We start from the raw sequence: 17,227 nt of genomic DNA on the forward strand, positions 1-17,227 counted from the left end.
TAACTAATTGTTGTGATCTTTTTATTTCATGACTATAATCCTCCTTCCTTCCATCTTAAAATGGAGAGTCTGGGTAGCCGCTAATGCTTTGAGCACCTGGCTTATATTTTTATCCCGTGATATCCGGCCGTTTAATCGGTCGGAGGAAGGCGTTCCTTCATATTGAATTTCAACATCATACCAGCGCGCTATCTTGCGCATTACACTTTGTACGCTTTCGTCATTGAACCAAAACTGTCCCTTTACCCAGGAAAGGTTTTCTTTAACATCGGCTTGCACTATGATGATCTGACCGTTGTTGAGCGATGCCTCTTGTCCGGGCGTTAGATATTTAGCGCTGCCACCACCTGTTGAGATTTTGATGCGGCCTTCTGCCAATGTAGTGCGGCTGGCCGGCTCATCGGTATACGAATTGATATTGAAGTGAGTTCCTAAAACTTCGACCTGCTGACCGTTCGATCTGACAATAAAAGGGTGGGCTTTATCCTTGGCGACTTCAAAATAAGCTTCGCCCTTAATACTGACTTGTCTCGTTTTCAACTGGGCAAATGATGCGGGGAAAGTGATGGAGGAAGCCGCATTCAGCCAAACATTGGTGCCATCAGACAACTGAACCTTCCACTGCCCGCCGTTAGGCGTCTCAACTGTATTAAGGCTGTGATCTGCTAAGGCCGAATTGGTCGGGTTATAGGCTAGCTTCCCGTTACCATCCTTCACTGCAAAAGTGCCCTTTTGAGAAATGAGCGCTCCGCTTTTAGCATCTGTAAGGTTGATAGACTTTCCATCGGCAAGTTTGAGGATCGCTTTGTTTGAACCTGGGGCAATGTCGTTTACTGTAAGGTTATTTTTGTTCTTATCCGCAGGTAGGTTGACATAAAAAAGAGTAACGGCGATGAGCGCGCCTAAAATTGCTGCAGCTGTGAGCATGATGCTGCCGATCGTCAAAAACTCTTTTTCGTTTCCGGGCAGTTCTCTGAATACCCGCTTGCCGATTTGTTTTATTTTACGTGCCGTGAAAATAGGCTCGTCTGCTTCATTGTGCTGCAGGTACCATGCCTCTAACAAGGCTTTTTCTTCTTCGGTACAAGTGCCTTGGTGATATTTTTTAAATAGTTCGGTTAGCTTTTTCTTTTCCATGAATATTCATTTTACCGAGATATAGGACATTGACGGTAACAGTCTGCTAATAGGAAGTCAGGCAACAAAGATTTTTTGTTTTTAATGTGTAGGTATGTTAATCTATTAATATCTTAAGCACTTTAATACGTGCTATCAGCGGTAAAGCAATAATATATTTCTGAAAAACACATATATCAGCTAATAATCCACCAGTATGAATGACCTAAAAGATGCAGTTAATAATCATTTGTCAATGAAGACAAATGGTGCCTTGATGATCACTGGTGATTGGGGAAGTGGTAAGACACACTATATAAAAAACGTGCTTTTGCCTGCTATCGAAAGTGAAGGTACTTATGTGCCGCTTTTAATATCCGTATACGGAGACAAAGATAAGGGTCAGATTGCTGAGAAAGTTGTACTGGCCTGGGGGCAAAAGAAAGCCGGTAGTGATAAATTCACTGCAATTATTCAAGGCGCAGCTAAGATCGCGGAGAAAATCTCGGAAACATCGCCATTTGTAAAAAAATATTTAGACGTTGGAAAATTACTAAGTAATAATGGAGAGAACTTACTCAAAATATTACCTCATGATAAGTTGTTAATCTGTTTTGACGATGTTGAGCGAATGAGTGATAAACTTCCAATAAATGATTTTTTGGGAATGGTCAATGATTTAGTAGAAAACCTTGGAGCAAAAGTTATAATAATTGCGAACGCTAAAAAGTTTCAAGAGAAATCAAATAATGACGGACAAGAGAGTGGCACGGTACTTTATCTGGAAAAGACCGTTGAAAAAACAGTTCATTATACACCAGAATTGGACGAAGTATTTGCCAATTTGGTACACGATTACTCAGATGCCGATTTCAAAAAATTCTTGATTAAACATAAATCTTGGATTTTGGAAACGTTATACGTTGATCTTGATAAAGATGAGAATCTATCGCCCTTAAAAGAACAGTTAAATAACATTCGGACCGTAAAATTCGCATTAGAGCATTTTCGTATTGCTTTTTCAGCAATTAAGTCATTCCGGAAAACGGACGATGAACTGGTACAAAAACAACTGCAAAATGTATGGCTTTTTACATTAGCGATTGCTAATGAATTAAAAACAGGTAGCACAATAAGCTTTTCAGATAATTGGCAATTGGATGAAGCTTTTTCTGGTTTCCCCGAATTCGACCTGTCCGATTTTATCAATTCGGCTGGCGTTAAAGAATTGGACGAGGAAACAGATAAAAAATTTGATTTTCGAGAGTATTTTAAAAAGGCATACTATAAAAGGATTGGGGAGGAGTATATATATTATGATCATGTTTTCAAGCTGATAACAGGTAGTATAGTTATAGATGCAGCTGCGTTTGTGAACGAACTGGATGAAAAGTTTTACGTTAAAGATGGGATAGTGAATCCAGCACAAGAGCTTTTAAGTGTATTCACAAATGTTGGCTACTACACTTTCTCTAATGAAGAGTTTAAAGATAAACTGTTGGAATTATTAACGTTTGTAGAATCGGGAAAATTGGAGGATACCAAATCATATCTTGATGCAGGTGCAGCGCTATTTTACTTTAACGAATTTTTAAACTTGCAAGAAGAGGAAATTATTAAAGCAATCAAAAAAGGCTTAGATCTAACCGTGGATAAACTAAATTTCAACTATGTTGCACACGCGCAGTTCGATTACATGGAGAGTAATCTCCATGAAAAAAGACTTCAAGAAATCTTTGAGTACATAAAGGAACTTGTTAAGAGTTCTGTTGTAAGAAAAGAGGAGCAACAAATAGCAGACTTGAACGGTTGGGCGAAAAACGATCCCGATAAGTTTATAAAGTTTTTTGAAAAGGAACAATCGGTTCTCAGGACGGCAGACCAGCCGATTTTGGGTGAGTTAGATATTGAAGCATTTAAGGAGGCATTATTAAACTGGCAACCAAAACAAATCGCTGATCTAAGGTCGTTAATCTATAGTCGTTTTAATTCGGGCGGGTTTGTGGACCGTTTGACCAGTGAGTTGCCATTCCTTTCAGCGGTCTTATCTTTAAAAGATGACGTTAAAACTAATCTTAATTTGACACGCTTTACAATTGATCATCAGTTGTTGCCGCAGGTTGAAAATGCAATCAAAGTACTGAACGGATTTATTGCTTGGAATGAGCGAACAAACCAGGCTAGCGACCCTACATAATGAAAAATAGATCACTAATTCGTAATGGAATTAGTTAGAGAAATAAAAAAAACAAACTTAACTTTGTTTTTAAAGTACGTAAAGCGCTGTTTAACTGTTTTGAAACATTGTTTTCCGTAGTACTCAATTTTTTAGCGATTTCCTTGTGGCTGAGCTCCTTTTTACGGCTCATTTCGAATATTTTCTTCATATTCGGCGGCAGCTTTTGGATCTGCTGCTCGATGTATACGGCAAGTTCCTGCTCCCTGATACGGTGGTCAGTGGGAATACCTTGATGCGTTTCCAGGTAGTTACTTAAGGAGTCCAAATACTTCGTTGCTACTTTTTGATGGGAGAAGAGATCAAAAATTTTGTTCCTTACTGATGTGATCAGGTAGCCCGCCAGGTTGGTTGAAGGTAAGCTGAACTCTCTCTTAAACCATAAATTCGCAAACACATCCTGCACAACATCTTTCGCTTGATCTTCGTCACGGACTTTTTTATACGCGTGAACGAAAAGCAGGTGGAAATACCGTTTATAAATTACTTTATAAGCGGAATGGTCCGACTGTTTGAGGAGTTGGAGCAATTCATGGTCTGAAGCGGTTCTGAGGTTGTCCATCGGCTAACATTTATGTAAGCCCCGGACATTTGGTTTGGACGAAAATACGGCCGGAACCCACCTGTCATGTCGCGTGGCTCTGGTAAAGCCGACCTCTTTCGAGGTTACCCACATGACATAAGCGAGCTCCGGCCCTATTAGTATAGGGAACGGAGGCTACACTTACCATCGCGGGTTAATTTACCAGATTTCGCAGCGAGGCTCGTTAGCAGTCCTTATTGTTCTATTTAGAACTGCAAAAATAATTTAAATCTTATGATTTGAGCTAAGTTAAAAAACATACCCCACATGTGGGGTATGTTGTGGATTTTTTTTGTATTCTTTTATAGCTGATGTCGGAAACCGCTAAAATATCAGCTATCGAACAACACATAATTGACTTTGTGACTGAATTACGTATTAAACGTCAGCTAACTCAAGCTGACATTGCTGTAATTTTAGGAGTCGGAAGATCTTTCGTGAACAAAGTAGAAGATAAAAGGGAGCGGGCGAAGTACAATGTAAACCATATCGATAAGTTAGCAGACCATTTCGGACTTTCCCCTAAAGATTTCCTTCCTGAAAAACCAAACAGATATTTGTAAAAAATCATGCCGTTGCCTGCGGCCCGGGCTTTTGTTGCAAGTCCTCGCCACTGCTGTGGGCTTTTCACGCAATCCCTAACGGGTATGTTATTCATTCCATGTCATTTTGCATTCTGATAAATAGATCCAACGTAATCTTTTTCTAAGAGATAAACAGTTTTATTCCTATCCTGAAACAACAATGTTAATTCAGGATGTTAAACGTGAATATTACGATAACAGGTAAGTTCCCTAAATAGCGACATCCATCTTTAAATAATATATCTTTATTATTTATAAAGTATTGATATTTAAGTATTAACACGTAGATTAGAGTTAACCAACCTCTCATAGTCTATGAAGACTATAAAAAATATATTCTGTATTTTATTTTTTATAACAATGTCACACGTCATCGTTGCTCAGTCGCGGATTACGGTGGATACAACTGTATTTAACAGTGCAAAAGACAGCACAGTTTTTTACATCGACTGGTCGCAGATAACTCCCGAGATTAAGGTCACGTTTATAAATATCATGAGCGATATCGCCCGACGAAATGGTTTTTATAAAACGGTTACGATACGTGCAGATGAAAATATAAGCCGGCTGATCAAGGATAATTACGACGTCGTAGCGGAAAAAAACAACCATTCCTATCAGGCCCTGGTTTCGGTAATTCATAATTTAAATGGGCTGGATGCACAGAATACGTTAGTAGTAGGTACGCAAATTAGGCTACCTCGATTACCTATTACCAGGTCCAGGAACAGTACTAAAGCATTTACGCAGTTTTTTGACCCTTATATCAGCCAGGCGTATATATTATCCACGGATTCGGCAGCTAAGTCAAACTTAACCACTGCCGAGCAGAACATTCAATTTTCTAATGGAGGATTATACGCCTATAAACTCAGTCCGGCTGATCTCGCACTTGTAAAGTCAAAGCTTTCCAAAAAGCTTTACCGCCAGCTTTACGGACAAGCGTTGATAACGCTTGACAGCGTGCACATCTCGATGGTACGCTTTCCCGATCACCAAGGCACTCCTACTGATTTGAAAATCCCGCCCGCGGCTGTAGATTCATCCGTGGCGCGGTTATTGGCAACCCTCGACAAAAAGAACTTCGGCACGTATTATGTCTTCGATAATTTTAACGCGCGGTCCACGCACGGAAAAAAGGTATTAGATGTCATCAATGCCCGTTTTGCTGCATACGGTCTGGACACGAGCGGGTTGTCGATTCGCGCGGTGCCTATCAATTATTTTGACAATTTAGCGTTTGGAAAGACGGTGATAGAGAATTATTTCGCTTCGTCCGGCACTGGTTCAAAAAATCTTAGTGACGTTGAATTAAGCAACGAAGCGAACTTATTAAAGAATGTCGATACATCACTTTACGCCTACGCGCTTTGTGAGAACTGTATACCTGAAGTTTACCTGCACGCGCTTTTTGGTTACTACTATCGAGATAAGCCGGATGTCATATCAAGTTCTTTTTGGTCAAATATGGAACTGAAAGGCATAATGCCGAGGCTTTATAAGAATCCGCCGACGAGTTTGGTTACCGCGGCACTGAACGAAAGCGGGGAAATTGAAGATAAGATCAAAAATGTCCTGGTGGATAAAGGGTTGTTGGTTGGCGAGATACAGCCCATTAATGATTATTTCAATACGTATACGGACAATGGGGCAATGATCATTGGTAACCGGTTAAATAAAGGTGTTTTTGTAGGATCCCATGGCAGGCATATCACGACTGCCGGGCTTGGAGTTGGCTGGTCTGGCAGGACAATCCTGCCAACTGATACGGGCACAAGCTTTGCCACGCCTGACGTAGCGACGAAAATCTATATAGCCAAGGCATACTGGCGTTCAAAACAGGCCGAACCTGTTACAGCATCGGAAACCCGACTGCGTGTATTATTGGGTACCGACATTGATAGTGGCCTGATCGGCAAATTTGAATCGGGCGGAACTGTCAACATGTTAAAATTACTGCAAACTGAAAATTACGCGGAATTAATTTCCGGCGAGATCGTCCCGATAACAAATCTTAAACTTTCGAATGCCGGGATTAGCGCTTCAAAATTCGATGGCATGCCATTCGGCCGAAAAACTATTCAAGATGGCGAAACGAGAGAGGGCCTGTGCGGTCTTGCCTGCGTTGATGGACGTTTTTTTAAAATATCTGAATCCGTACCCTGGTGGCAGCCGGCAAAATTTAAGGAAATTTCCATATCGTTTTCCACGCCGGCAGGACCGGTTGTTATTCAAAGTATTGAAGACTTCAAATCAAATTTTAAACAACTTATCATATTAAAAAATCCATGAAAAAAACAATCAAACTCGGGTTATGTGCCGCTATGTTGTTGGCCGCTACCCACTTACATGCTCAGAATTACAACGAAATTTTGATGAACGTGATTAAGAATGAGTTCAAGAAAGACCTAAGGGGCTTTCAATTTTTTAATACGCCGACCGACAATTATGGTCTTATCACGACATATATGAAAAATACGGATTCGAAAAATTTCGAGTGCGATATGTATAGTTGCATTGGCCAGAAGGCGCCCGCCTCGGGTGACGCCGCATGGCTCACAATGAATGGTTTTGCGGCCGGTGGAGATAATGGCCGGCAGATTACATTAAGTCAGGATGTGAATGACCAGGTAGGATTCAACCTTATCCTCCCAAAAATCATGAAAATCATCGGTCTAAACGGGAATTTCAACAAGAATACGGTAAAGCATCTGGAACTAACACTTGGCTCCGTGTACATAAGACAGCTGCGTAAAAGTGTTATGCAGGATTATCTTACAAAATTGGATCATTCCTCCCGTCAGTATCAATTGTTTAATAGCGGACAGATGGTGCTGATCGTTGGGGATTGCGTGATTCAAAGTATGGAAGTAGATATCACTCTGGCTGATACAACTTCAACCTCGATCGATGCCAAATTTGGCTGGCAAGGATCTACAATAGCAGCAAAAATTTTGGATAGTGCATCCGTTGGGGTAAAAGTAGCCAAAAAGTCGGCGGGTCATTATAAATTCACATTGCAACACCCGGTTATCTTTGCACGGCTGGCTAAAAAACAGGCCAAAGCAGGTGAACTTGGGCTGGCCAAAGATTCGAATTTTGACGATTGGGTAACAGTAGATCCGGGCGTGGTTCTCGATCCTGATAAACTTCCAAAAAAATAACTGATTTTGGCGGGCTATAAACTTGTATTGGATGGAGCCCGCCACTATTATATATGTAAAATAGTATGAGCGACGATTGTAAAAAGCTACTCCAACCACGTTTCTAGATATGAAACGGATGAAGACACGTGGCGATTGATAAAAAGAATAGTAAGCTAAAGACCTCCGGCGTCCAAAACAGACGAAAGAAATAATTTTCGTCTACTTTAAAAATTTGGGAGGCGTAAGGTTCATGCCCAGCTCTTTATTCAATTGTTTAATAATGTAGTCGCACATTTCAGGACTTTTATTCTCGTCCAGCTGGTGTACGAAAAACCACAGCGTCTTTAAGCCTTTTTCTCTCCAGCGTTTGACCCGTTGCACCCATGCGTCTGCACGGGTGTAGTCAGTGCGGTGTAAGTTGCTTCCCACAAAACGTATCATCGTGTGAGGCGTTGGCAATTCCATGTGGACACAATCTCTTCGGCCTGCGCTGTCGGTTATCACGGCCCCGACTTTCAGGTCGTGCAGCATCTTAAAAAGTCTTAACCTGGCATCCCCCTCTTTGAACCACTCCTTATTTCGAACCTCCAGGAAAACCGGTGGGTTTGCCGGCAGCGCTTCCAGGTACGATTTCAAGTGATCAAAATCTTTGGGGCTTAAGTTCTCTCCAACCTGTAACATTAAAGCGCCAAGTTTGTCTCCAAACCCATGAATGGCTTCGTAGAACTGCGCCGTCTGCACTTCCGCATTCCTAAGCCTCCGTATATGGGTGATAGTTTGAGGAAATCGGGGGCAAAACCTAAAATCGGGCCTGCCATCGACTTGTTCTCTCCATCTTTTTACATCATCCAATTTGGGAATAACGTAAAATGATGCGTTTAGCTCTATGGTGTTAAAGTGTTTACAGTACTCATTTAGAAGCTCTTTATCAGGCGTTTTTGGCGGATATATGCGACCTACCCATCCCCGGTTTCCCCATCTCGTACAGCCAACTTGAATAGTTAGGTTATCCTTATTATCTGACGCCGCAAGCGTTTTATTCGTTAGATCAGAATCAACCGGTAGCCCAAAGTCAATATCCGATAGTTCTGAAGACTCAACTCTGCCAAATTCCATATTGCAAAGTAAACAGTTAAGAACACAAGTTGTACATTGGGTTGTTTATATAATCCGCAATTGCATTTGTAATTGCAGTTTTTTACATTGGTGGTAATGGCAAACCCGGTTATTGGATTCGGTATAGTTTATGGTGATGAAATAATCCATTGCGAAGCAAGTATGGCTGAACGCAGTTATGAAATTTTTTTTAATGGAAAGTGGATGGCTTCAGTCGAACATACTGACGAACTGAATTGGATTCAGGCATCAGGCGTAATATTACCACAAAGTATCATTGATGAGATCGGTAAAAAAATCGAGAGCCATTACAATTAATAAATTACAGTAAGTATACGATTATCTACATTTGTCATATGCCGGAAATTCCAGACTTAAATATTTTTAATAAAAACCTTAGTAAGCGCCTTGTTGGTAAAACACTTGATACGATCACGATACTCGTGCCCAGGAGACTCAAGGTGCCGGAATCTGATCTGAAAGAAGCTTTCGAAGGACAGCAGTTAGTTGCCATTCGAAGAGAAGGTAAAGAATTACATTTCTCCTTCAAAAACGGGCGGGTATTGGGCCTCCATTTGATGCTGCATGGAACCATGTTCTGGTATGATAAGACGAATGAAAACAAATTTACGATCGTTGAGCTCTTGTTTTCTGATGGAACCGGACTGGCCATTACGGACTGGCAGAAAGCAGTGATCATCACGCTTGATCCAAAACCAACGAAGGTTCCTGATGCCATGGATATGCCCTCTGGTTACCTGAATACGGCGTTGAAAAAGATTTCGCACCCGATCAAAACCGTATTGACCGAAGGAAAAATAGTCAGGGGAATAGGAAATGCTTATGTAGACGAGATCCTCTATGAAGCGAAGATCTCACCATTTTCAGTAGCCAATAGAATACCGGAAGATAAAATAGCGGTGCTCACAAAAGCCATTGAAACGGTTCTGACTGACGCAGAAGATCACATCATGCAAAATTTCCCTGATACGATCACAGAAAAAGAGCGCGACTTTCTTCAGGTGCATCGGCCAAAACAAACGCAGACGCTGGCCGGGGAAGATATTCTTAAAGCGGAAATCAATAAACGAAAAACCTATTATACGGAGAGCCAAATACTCTTTGAGTAGCGCTATTAGATCGCTCGTTGTGGTCTTCCGACATCAGTAGCATTGCGAAGTTTGGGCATAGCAAAACAAAGGCCTTATGTGTGTTGTCTTATTATCAGTTAATAATCAACGATATGACAATTGCGATATCTTCATTCGAATTGACACGCACGGACGGAACAAAACTTTACGTGGAAGTAGAGCCTGTAACCTATCTGGAAGACGGCAAACAGGTTTATGCTGGTGTATATCAATTGCAGGCGACGCGTCACAATGATCCTGCCGGTGAATATACTGAAGACAATCCTGGTGATACAACGGAGATAGGATCGTTTGCTCACAAACAGGATGATAAATGGGAATGGGTTTATCTTGGGGATTTTCTCGACGAGGACGAGCAATCACAGGTCGCTGAACATATACAGCAGCTTGAAGAAAAAGAAGAAAATACTGCCGGTTTCTACGTGCAGGCATTTTACCATGGCGGGATGAACAGCTTCGAGGTGACGCCAGCGGGAGATAGATTCAAAGTTGCGTATGACGGTAAACTGATCGCCGAACTGCAGCATAACGGGGGATGGCAGCAGGTGTCAGGTGAAGCTTTAGAAGAGGATGTGTTCGTTTCGATCCGGCAGGCAATTGAAGCAAAGAGTCATTGACCCGATAAGAATTAGTATAAAATTCCAACTTTTACATTTCTTACTATCAGGTTTAAAAATCGTAACTTTAAATGATGAGGGAGATAGAACCGCCTTTTGAACTTGAATATGAGGGGACGCGAATCAAAGTAGCTGAGCACGACATCAAGGATAAGCGCATCTTTTACATCGATTTTAACGGCGTAAGAAAACCGCTCACAATAACGGTAGGCCTGAACAGGTTCGATAAAAAGTTCTGGACATCGATCCCTGAAGGCAGGCAAGAGGAAGCAGAAGAGATTGGCAAGCTGATTGCCGGTCATATCAGGAATAAAAAGAAATAGATATGTGTTATTATAACGGGCAAAAAGTAACCAGGTCCGAGTATATCCGGCTAAAGTCAATAGAAAAGGCGATCAAAAACTATAACTTTTTGAACGTCGGCGTGCATAATGGGTTCAATTACGCGCCTTGCGCGATATTGGTTCAGTCAGAAGACGGGAAGGACTTTGATATTGTTCAGGCAGAATGGGGATACGTACCCGGCTTTATAAAAACACGGGCAGAGGCTAATGTTTTTCGGGCAAAATACACAACGCTCAATTTTAAATCGGAGAATCTTTTTGTTAAAGAGGATGGCAAGCGCTCCATGTGGGCAGATGCTGCCAAAAATCGTCGCTGCCTGGTTTTATCCACAGGTATCGTCGAGTCACGACACATTCCTAAGATCGGCAAGAAAGGCCAGGAACTAAAGGAAATGATCAAATACCCTTATCAGGTTGGCGTTAAGGACCAGGAATACTTTTATTTGCCTGGCTTGTATAATGAGTGGTTAGATCCTGAAACAAGTCAATTCGTAAACACGGTGGCATTCGGAATCACAGGTTCGAATATCGTAATGGATCAGATCCACAATTCAAAGAAACGCATGCCCACCATCCTGACGGAGGACCTTGCCTGGGAATGGCTGATGGAAAAGCCAGGCGAAGAGCGTTTAACGCAGATCGCGCGTACCCAGATCCCGTCGAGGTTACTTGAATTCTGCACGATTGACCGCGACTACCGGACAACGCTCGAAGCTACACCGCTGGATTATCCTGAATTGGAGCCCGTAAATACTAGTTTTATCGACACGGAAGAATTGGAATTTAATCACTGGCCGCGAGATTTAGAGCCTGTGCTGCACGGTGGAGAGGAAGGGACAAAAGTGGAAGAAGCCGTTAAAACCTCTTATCCTCCTGCCGTGAAAAAACAAGGCGATTTGTTCAGCTAAATTTATCTGAAATTTCTGCCTTTATGAATAACATCTTCCGCTTGCTGAGTTTTAAGCGGCTTGTCCATAGGAATAAATGGCGATGCTTTTTCGTCAGCGCGTGATAGTGTCAGCACAGGCTGCTTTTCATTACGAATAGTGGTCAGGTCACCCAATAGTTTGGTGATATTAAAGATGCGTCTGACGATGATATGCGTAACCTCCGTACGTTCTACTACTCCCTCTACCATAAGCAAACGGGCATGTAAGATTTCCTTCCGGTATTTATCAAAGAGCTTGGGGAACACGACGAGGTTAGTAGTTCCGGTTTCATCTTCCAACGTAATAAAGCAGACACCTTTAGCAGTACCGGGACGTTGACGAATAAGGATCAGCCCAGCGGTTTTAATTAACGTTTTATTTTCCGTTTGGTTGGCTTCTTTGGCGGTTTTGATATGCAACATTTCCAGCTGATGGCGAATAAAACTAAGCGGATGGCCTTTAACCGATAACCCGATAGTGGCATAATCCTGTACCACATGTTCCGATAAACGTAATGTCGGAAGATCGACTTCCGGCTCGTAAATGCTTTCGGACGACTGACCTTGCATGAGCTGCACAGGGCGGTCATGAAGGGCAGAGACCTCCCAGAGGGCACGCCTACGGTCAAGATCCATCGATCGGAAAGTGTCGGCGTTGGCTAATTTTTCCATGGTTGCCACACTGACTCCCGCATCGCAAATTTGGTGCGGTTCAGTATATGGTTTTATTCTGCCGGCCACCAATTTTTCCATCTCCTCTTGCCGGATACCGTCGATTTCCCGGAAACCCAATCGCACAACAAAATACTTACCCTGTTTGGGTTCCAGCATACTGTCCCACTGCGAATGGTTCACATCAGGATGAAGAACCATTACCCCGTGTTCGCGTGCGTTGCGGACAATCTGTGCAGGCTGGTAAAAACCCATGGGCTGGCTGTTAAGCAGCGCCGCGCAAAACACCTCGGGATAGTAAAATTTCAGCCAGCAGGAAACATAAACCAACAAGGCAAAACTGGCGGCATGACTTTCTGGGAAACCGTAGCTTCCAAAACCTTCCAGTTGTTTGAAAATGCGACGTGCATACTCTTCCGTATAACCACGTGAGGTCATCCCGTTGATCAGTTTATGCTCGAACTTGCTAACCATACCGTTGAATTTAAAGGTGGCCATCGTTCGGCGAAGCAGGTCGGCCTCGCCTGGGGTAAAGCCGGCAGCAACTATAGCCAGTTCCATCGCTTGTTCCTGGAACAGCGGCACGCCAAGCGTACGTTCAAGAATGGAGCGGATTTCTTCTGAAGGGTAATCAACCTCTTCTTCGCCGTTCCTTCGCCTGATATAGGGATGCACCATGTCCCCTTGTATGGGCCCGGGCCGTACAATAGCGACCTCGATCACCAGGTCATAAAAGCAGGTTGGTTTCATACGGGGCAGCATGGACATTTGTGCACGGCTCTCGATTTGAAATACACCGAGCGTATCAGCGGCTGTGATCATTTCGTAAACCTTAGGATCATCCTGGGGGATATTGGCCAGGGTTAGGGTGATGCCATAATGACTTTTGACAAGATCGAAAGCCTTGCGGATACAGGTTAGCATACCTAAAGCCAGGACATCGACTTTCATAAATCCGAGCGCATCGATATCATCCTTGTTCCACTCGATATTGGTACGGTTTTCCATACGTGCATGAAAGATCGGGCACAGGTCACTGAGTTTACCATCGGTGATAACAAAGCCACCGGTGTGCTGGCCGAGCTGCCGGGGAAAACCTATCAGTAATGCCGTAAGCTCAAGCACTTTCAGCAAGTGGGGATCTTTGTGATTAAGGCCTAAAGCGCTCACTTGCTGTGGCGTAATCTCTTCATCGGAAAGATCTCCGTAAGCATCCGATAGTTGTTTAACCACATCGATGGATAAACCCATTGCCCGGCCTACGTCATTTACCGCACCTTTATAGTGAAGGGTAAATACGGTGGGCAAAATTGCTGCGCGGTCACGGCCGAAGCGATTATACACATATTGGATCACTTCTTCGCGACGCTCATGTTCGAAGTCCACATCGATATCGGGCGGTTCATTCCGTTCTTTGGAAAGGAAGCGGGCAAAAAGCAGATTAGATTTGTCCGGAGCAACCGAGGTTATCCCAAGTACAAAGCAAACCGCTGAATTTGCGGCTGAGCCACGCCCCTGGCAAAGTATGTGTTGGCCGCGTGCCCAGGTAACATAATCTTCGACAGTCAAAAAATAATCAGCAACATCGAGTTCAGCGATAATTGCCAGTTCTTCCTTAATGGCGTTCACCACTTTTTCGGGAACATTACCATTATAACAAGTATTAGCCCCTTTCCAGGCGAGGTGTTCCAATTGCTGCTGCGGTGCTCGGCCTTCCGTAGTCAATTCATTCGGATATTTATACTTCAGTGACTTGAGATCGAACTGGCAGGCATCTGCTATTTTGCGGGAATTGATGATGGCTTCGGGGTAATTACGGAACAGGCGCTCCATTTCCTTTTTTTCCTTGAGATGCCGCTCGGCATTTTGATGGAGCTTATATCCCGCATTAAAAATAGTGCACTTTTCCCGGATGCAGGTAAGTATGTCTTGCAGCTCCCGCCTGTCTGCGTTGTGATAATGTACATCATTGGTGGCAACTAATGGAATATTCAATTCGGCTAAAAGGAACAGGCGCTTAGCGTCATTCCCTGTATAGTATTTGGTGGCCGCTAAATAAAGGTTAGGCAGATTTTTACGATAATCCTGTACGTGGTGCGAAAAGATGAGCTCAAATTCGAAATCCTGGCCGATCTTGTCGGGGGGTATAATAATAAAATAACTGCCCTCAGCATGCTGGTAAACATCTCTTTTAGAAATGTGACATTGCTCTTTTTCAGCACGGAGGTTCCCGATCGTAAGCAGGGCAGATAACCGGCCATAAGCTTCTTTATCGGTTGGATAGGCCAATAAGCTTGGGCCGTCCAGCAAATCGAGGCGCACACCCGGAACCAACCGGATGTTACGGTCTTTTGCAACCTGATAGGCACGTACCACTCCGGCGAAAGTATTGCGATCCGTGATACCAATCGCATCGTAGCCAAGATCAGCTGCCTGGTCGACAAGTTCTTCCGGGTGGCTGCCGCCAAGCCGAAAGGTAAAATTGCTGGTTATCTGTAATTCTACGTAGCTCATGCGAAAAATCCATGTAAATACCAGTGTTGGTTATTTTCCGCGTTATAATGGCCTGAACGAAATAACCAATACCGCCGGCCTGCTTCATCTTCCGCAACATAATAATCCCGGTGCTCGCCCGGTTCGAGCCACCATTCACGCTCAATGCGTTCGGGGCCGTCGGCACCAACAATGACATGCTGCTCGCCTTTCCAGATAAATAGCTTTGGCGGGTAATCGGGTGTCAGCGCCATTGCCTCAATAGGTTCCGGTTTATCGAGAATTTGCATGGGACGGGGTTTATCCGTACGCCATTCGCTTTCGGGTGCCTTTTTAATATCCGCATTAGCCTGCGGTGTACGTTCCGGCCAGTAATGTTCTCCGGGCAAATATCGGTTAATATGCGCCGTGCCGATTCGGCCGGCAACCCGATCAAGTAACTCAGCGACTTCTGTACTATCCACACCACCTTTAGCCGACCAAAGCTCGCTTTGCTTATCACTTATAGGTTCTGTTTTGTTGGCATCCAGGGTAAATAACTCGATTCCCAAACCAGGAGCGACGGTATCTAAATGATTAAAAAAAAGCTTAAACAGATGTTGAACCCGGTTGCTCGCATGGTTGGTCCCGATGGTAATTTTGCCGTTTTTTCCATCGATCCGGTACCAGGTCAGCGTGGCGGAACGCAAACCTAATCCTTCGCCGTAAAGCCGTTTGCATAAACGCTCCAGCAAATTATTCAGGGCGATCTCGATGGCCGGTCGGGTACGAATCGCTTCCAGGCATTCCAAACGTTCACTGTAGGGAACCGGTTCTTTGATTGGGAATAAATATTCGACTTCCTGCCCGAGCGCCTGATGCAAACGCAGCACCATATTTTTACCAAAGCGGCGCCTCAACACCGAATTAGGCATGTATATAAAACTACTGATCTGATGCATACCCAGGTTCCGCAGCTTCATGAGTTGGTCCATGGCTAAACGGAGCGCAGATGGCGGTAAAGGCATTAGCGCATTACGGTGCTCGCCGACTGGAACAATAAGACCCGAAGTGGCGCAACGGGCGACACCCCACGCCGCCCCAATCGTATCGGCAATGGCTGGCCGAACGTCATAACCTATAGCTTTCAGTCGCGCGACGATTTCCTGTAAGTAGGCTTTTTCTCCGCCCTTTAGATGCGTACAGCCGGTTATATCCAACAGCAAGCCATCTGGCGGATCAAGCTGCACGAGCGGCGTATAACGCAGGAACCATTCAGCGAGAGCAGTTAATAACTTGAGGTTTCGTCCCGCTTTGCCATCGAAAACATGCAAATCCGGCGCGATAACACGTGCATCTGCTACGGTCATGCCCTCCGTTACCCCATATTTACGTGCCGCATCGGTGACTGCCATGATAAGCATGCGTCCATGATCCGGTTCAGCGAAGACATAAGCCTTCCCTTTCAGACCAGGCTGGCGAATCGCCTTTTGGTCGGTTAATAAATGCCGGAACCATATGGATGCAAAGCGTTTAGGCATAACGACGTTTTGGTTCGATGATTTGAGGAGCGGTAACTGTTTGAAAGCTTTGTTTTTTCCACTCAATTGTCCAGTTACCGGGCTTACCATTTCTAACTTTGAGTAATTCAACCTGCCAGCGCGGATGACCTACACCAGGCATACCAATCCTCAGATGGCTGCGAACGGGACGGATTTGCCAGCGGGTTACACAGGCGGTTGTATTGGCTTTCTTTACGTCCTTTCGGAGTATAAAACCCGTTGCGTGACTTTTTTCAACGGCTAACTGTAATCGTTGGGATTCCGTAAAGCTTAAATCTTTAGTCTCGCAGATAACCGTAGCGACACCTTCACATTTCAAGGCTTCCTCTGTTACCCAAAGCACATCTTTTTGCAATGGAACATCAACAAAAATAACCCTATCAGGATCTACGCCAAACAGTTTCAGCGCCGGGGGATAGATGCGGCGGGTATAGCTAATCCAAAGGCAGGCACCGCCGTTGCTTAATAATTTTTGAACAAGGCCGGTGATAAAACCGCCGCTGGCAGCGGTATTTTCCGGACTATTGCTAATAAACTCATGGATTGCCCCGGTTGGAAAGACGCCATCGGGAAATGCGAATGCTACTGCTCCTAAGCCCAGGTCATTGCTCGTACCGGGTTGGGGCGCCCGAAAACCTTCCCAACGGATCATCTCCTGACGGAGTTTGCTGATAATTTCTTCTTTTGTTGGAGACATGGT

At 43.9% G+C, this 17,227-nt stretch carries 15 protein-coding genes; 9 read left to right on the forward strand and 6 right to left on the reverse strand.

Annotation, left to right across the window (positions count from 1 at the left end; translation table 11 throughout):
• Window positions 1–21: 21 nt before the first annotated feature.
• The gene (locus tag NPE20_RS09900) at window positions 22–1,137 is read right to left on the reverse strand and encodes a FecR family protein (RefSeq protein WP_256538458.1); all 1,116 of its coding nucleotides are present in this window, start codon (window positions 1,135–1,137) and stop codon (window positions 22–24) included.
• A 196-nt stretch (window positions 1,138–1,333) separates the two neighbouring features.
• Here NPE20_RS09900 and NPE20_RS09905 point away from each other — a divergent pair, with 196 nt between their 5' ends.
• Window positions 1,334–3,313: a KAP family NTPase gene (locus NPE20_RS09905; RefSeq protein WP_256538459.1), complete on the forward strand. Its 1,980-nt coding sequence runs from the start codon at window positions 1,334–1,336 to the stop codon at window positions 3,311–3,313.
• A gap of 34 nt (window positions 3,314–3,347) precedes the next feature.
• On the opposite strand, the gene NPE20_RS09910 is transcribed toward NPE20_RS09905, so the two are convergent.
• Window positions 3,348–3,914: an RNA polymerase sigma factor gene (locus tag NPE20_RS09910; RefSeq protein WP_256538460.1), complete on the reverse strand. Its 567-nt coding sequence runs from the start codon at window positions 3,912–3,914 to the stop codon at window positions 3,348–3,350.
• Window positions 3,915–4,246: 332 nt separating this feature from the next.
• On the opposite strand from NPE20_RS09910, the gene NPE20_RS09915 reads away from it, so the two are divergent.
• The 3 genes from NPE20_RS09915 (at window position 4,247) to NPE20_RS09925 (ending at window position 7,683) form a co-directional block, all read left to right on the forward strand.
• A complete protein-coding gene (locus tag NPE20_RS09915; protein ID WP_256538461.1) occupies window positions 4,247–4,498 on the forward strand; it encodes a helix-turn-helix domain-containing protein in 252 nt (83 codons plus the stop codon).
• Between the two features lie 336 nt (window positions 4,499–4,834).
• Window positions 4,835–6,811 carry a hypothetical protein gene (locus NPE20_RS09920; RefSeq protein ID WP_256538462.1) on the forward strand — a complete coding sequence of 659 codons (1,977 nt, stop codon included), beginning with the start codon at window positions 4,835–4,837 and terminating at the stop codon, window positions 6,809–6,811.
• Complete coding sequence (locus tag NPE20_RS09925) at window positions 6,808–7,683, forward strand: hypothetical protein (RefSeq protein ID WP_256538463.1); 876 nt, start codon at window positions 6,808–6,810, stop codon at window positions 7,681–7,683. The genes NPE20_RS09920 and NPE20_RS09925 overlap by 4 nt, the downstream gene beginning before the upstream one ends.
• Before the next feature lie 201 nt (window positions 7,684–7,884).
• Here the strand turns inward: NPE20_RS09925 and NPE20_RS09930 are convergent, their stop codons facing one another.
• Window positions 7,885–8,781, reverse strand: a complete 897-nt coding sequence (locus NPE20_RS09930) for a DUF72 domain-containing protein (RefSeq protein WP_256538464.1) — start codon at window positions 8,779–8,781, stop codon at window positions 7,885–7,887.
• 96 nt (window positions 8,782–8,877) lie between these two features.
• Between NPE20_RS09930 and NPE20_RS09935 the strand changes: the two genes are divergently transcribed.
• From NPE20_RS09935 to NPE20_RS09955, 5 genes are all read left to right on the forward strand, one after another.
• Window positions 8,878–9,099, forward strand: coding sequence for a hypothetical protein (locus NPE20_RS09935; RefSeq protein ID WP_256538465.1), 222 nt, complete (start codon window positions 8,878–8,880; stop codon window positions 9,097–9,099).
• Window positions 9,100–9,137: 38 nt separating this feature from the next.
• The gene (locus tag NPE20_RS09940) at window positions 9,138–9,911 is read left to right on the forward strand and encodes a DNA-formamidopyrimidine glycosylase family protein (protein ID WP_256538466.1); all 774 of its coding nucleotides are present in this window, start codon (window positions 9,138–9,140) and stop codon (window positions 9,909–9,911) included.
• Window positions 9,912–10,024: 113 nt separating this feature from the next.
• On the forward strand, window positions 10,025–10,549 hold the full coding sequence (locus tag NPE20_RS09945) for a hypothetical protein (protein ID WP_256538467.1): 525 nt from the start codon (window positions 10,025–10,027) through the stop codon (window positions 10,547–10,549).
• Window positions 10,550–10,620: 71 nt separating this feature from the next.
• A complete protein-coding gene (locus NPE20_RS09950) occupies window positions 10,621–10,872 on the forward strand; it encodes a hypothetical protein (protein ID WP_256538468.1) in 252 nt (83 codons plus the stop codon).
• A 2-nt stretch (window positions 10,873–10,874) separates the two neighbouring features.
• Complete coding sequence (locus NPE20_RS09955) at window positions 10,875–11,801, forward strand: SOS response-associated peptidase family protein (protein WP_256538469.1); 927 nt, start codon at window positions 10,875–10,877, stop codon at window positions 11,799–11,801.
• A 2-nt stretch (window positions 11,802–11,803) separates the two neighbouring features.
• Here the strand turns inward: NPE20_RS09955 and NPE20_RS09960 are convergent, their stop codons facing one another.
• From NPE20_RS09960 to NPE20_RS09970, 3 genes are read right to left on the reverse strand one after another with little or no spacing between them, the layout of a single operon-like run.
• The gene (locus NPE20_RS09960; RefSeq protein ID WP_256538470.1) at window positions 11,804–15,007 is read right to left on the reverse strand and encodes an error-prone DNA polymerase; all 3,204 of its coding nucleotides are present in this window, start codon (window positions 15,005–15,007) and stop codon (window positions 11,804–11,806) included.
• Window positions 15,004–16,506 carry a Y-family DNA polymerase gene (locus NPE20_RS09965; protein ID WP_256538471.1) on the reverse strand — a complete coding sequence of 501 codons (1,503 nt, stop codon included), beginning with the start codon at window positions 16,504–16,506 and terminating at the stop codon, window positions 15,004–15,006. Before NPE20_RS09965 ends, NPE20_RS09960 begins: the two co-directional genes overlap by 4 nt.
• Window positions 16,499–17,224 (reverse strand): ImuA family protein, encoded by a 726-nt coding sequence (locus NPE20_RS09970; protein WP_256538472.1) that lies wholly within the window; start codon window positions 17,222–17,224, stop codon window positions 16,499–16,501. Before NPE20_RS09970 ends, NPE20_RS09965 begins: the two co-directional genes overlap by 8 nt.
• Window positions 17,225–17,227: the final 3 nt, after the last annotated feature.

Source organism: Mucilaginibacter aquariorum (genome assembly GCF_024498135.1).
Classification (GTDB): Bacteria; Bacteroidota; Bacteroidia; order Sphingobacteriales; family Sphingobacteriaceae; genus Mucilaginibacter; species Mucilaginibacter aquariorum.

What these genes read in the sequence shown, in the direction of transcription:
- NPE20_RS09900 (WP_256538458.1), bottom strand. Translation starts at nt 1,137, where the DNA reads ATGGAAAAGAAAAAGCTAACCGAACTATTTAAAAAATATCACCAAGGC.
- NPE20_RS09905 (WP_256538459.1), top strand. Translation starts at nt 1,334, where the DNA reads ATGAATGACCTAAAAGATGCAGTTAATAATCATTTGTCAATGAAGACA.
- NPE20_RS09910 (WP_256538460.1), bottom strand. Translation starts at nt 3,914, where the DNA reads ATGGACAACCTCAGAACCGCTTCAGACCATGAATTGCTCCAACTCCTC.
- NPE20_RS09915 (WP_256538461.1), top strand. Translation starts at nt 4,247, where the DNA reads ATGTCGGAAACCGCTAAAATATCAGCTATCGAACAACACATAATTGAC.
- NPE20_RS09920 (WP_256538462.1), top strand. Translation starts at nt 4,835, where the DNA reads ATGAAGACTATAAAAAATATATTCTGTATTTTATTTTTTATAACAATG.
- NPE20_RS09925 (WP_256538463.1), top strand. Translation starts at nt 6,808, where the DNA reads ATGAAAAAAACAATCAAACTCGGGTTATGTGCCGCTATGTTGTTGGCC.
- NPE20_RS09930 (WP_256538464.1), bottom strand. Translation starts at nt 8,781, where the DNA reads ATGGAATTTGGCAGAGTTGAGTCTTCAGAACTATCGGATATTGACTTT.
- NPE20_RS09935 (WP_256538465.1), top strand. Translation starts at nt 8,878, where the DNA reads ATGGCAAACCCGGTTATTGGATTCGGTATAGTTTATGGTGATGAAATA.
- NPE20_RS09940 (WP_256538466.1), top strand. Translation starts at nt 9,138, where the DNA reads ATGCCGGAAATTCCAGACTTAAATATTTTTAATAAAAACCTTAGTAAG.
- NPE20_RS09945 (WP_256538467.1), top strand. Translation starts at nt 10,025, where the DNA reads ATGACAATTGCGATATCTTCATTCGAATTGACACGCACGGACGGAACA.
- NPE20_RS09950 (WP_256538468.1), top strand. Translation starts at nt 10,621, where the DNA reads ATGATGAGGGAGATAGAACCGCCTTTTGAACTTGAATATGAGGGGACG.
- NPE20_RS09955 (WP_256538469.1), top strand. Translation starts at nt 10,875, where the DNA reads ATGTGTTATTATAACGGGCAAAAAGTAACCAGGTCCGAGTATATCCGG.
- NPE20_RS09960 (WP_256538470.1), bottom strand. Translation starts at nt 15,007, where the DNA reads ATGAGCTACGTAGAATTACAGATAACCAGCAATTTTACCTTTCGGCTT.
- NPE20_RS09965 (WP_256538471.1), bottom strand. Translation starts at nt 16,506, where the DNA reads ATGCCTAAACGCTTTGCATCCATATGGTTCCGGCATTTATTAACCGAC.
- NPE20_RS09970 (WP_256538472.1), bottom strand. Translation starts at nt 17,224, where the DNA reads ATGTCTCCAACAAAAGAAGAAATTATCAGCAAACTCCGTCAGGAGATG.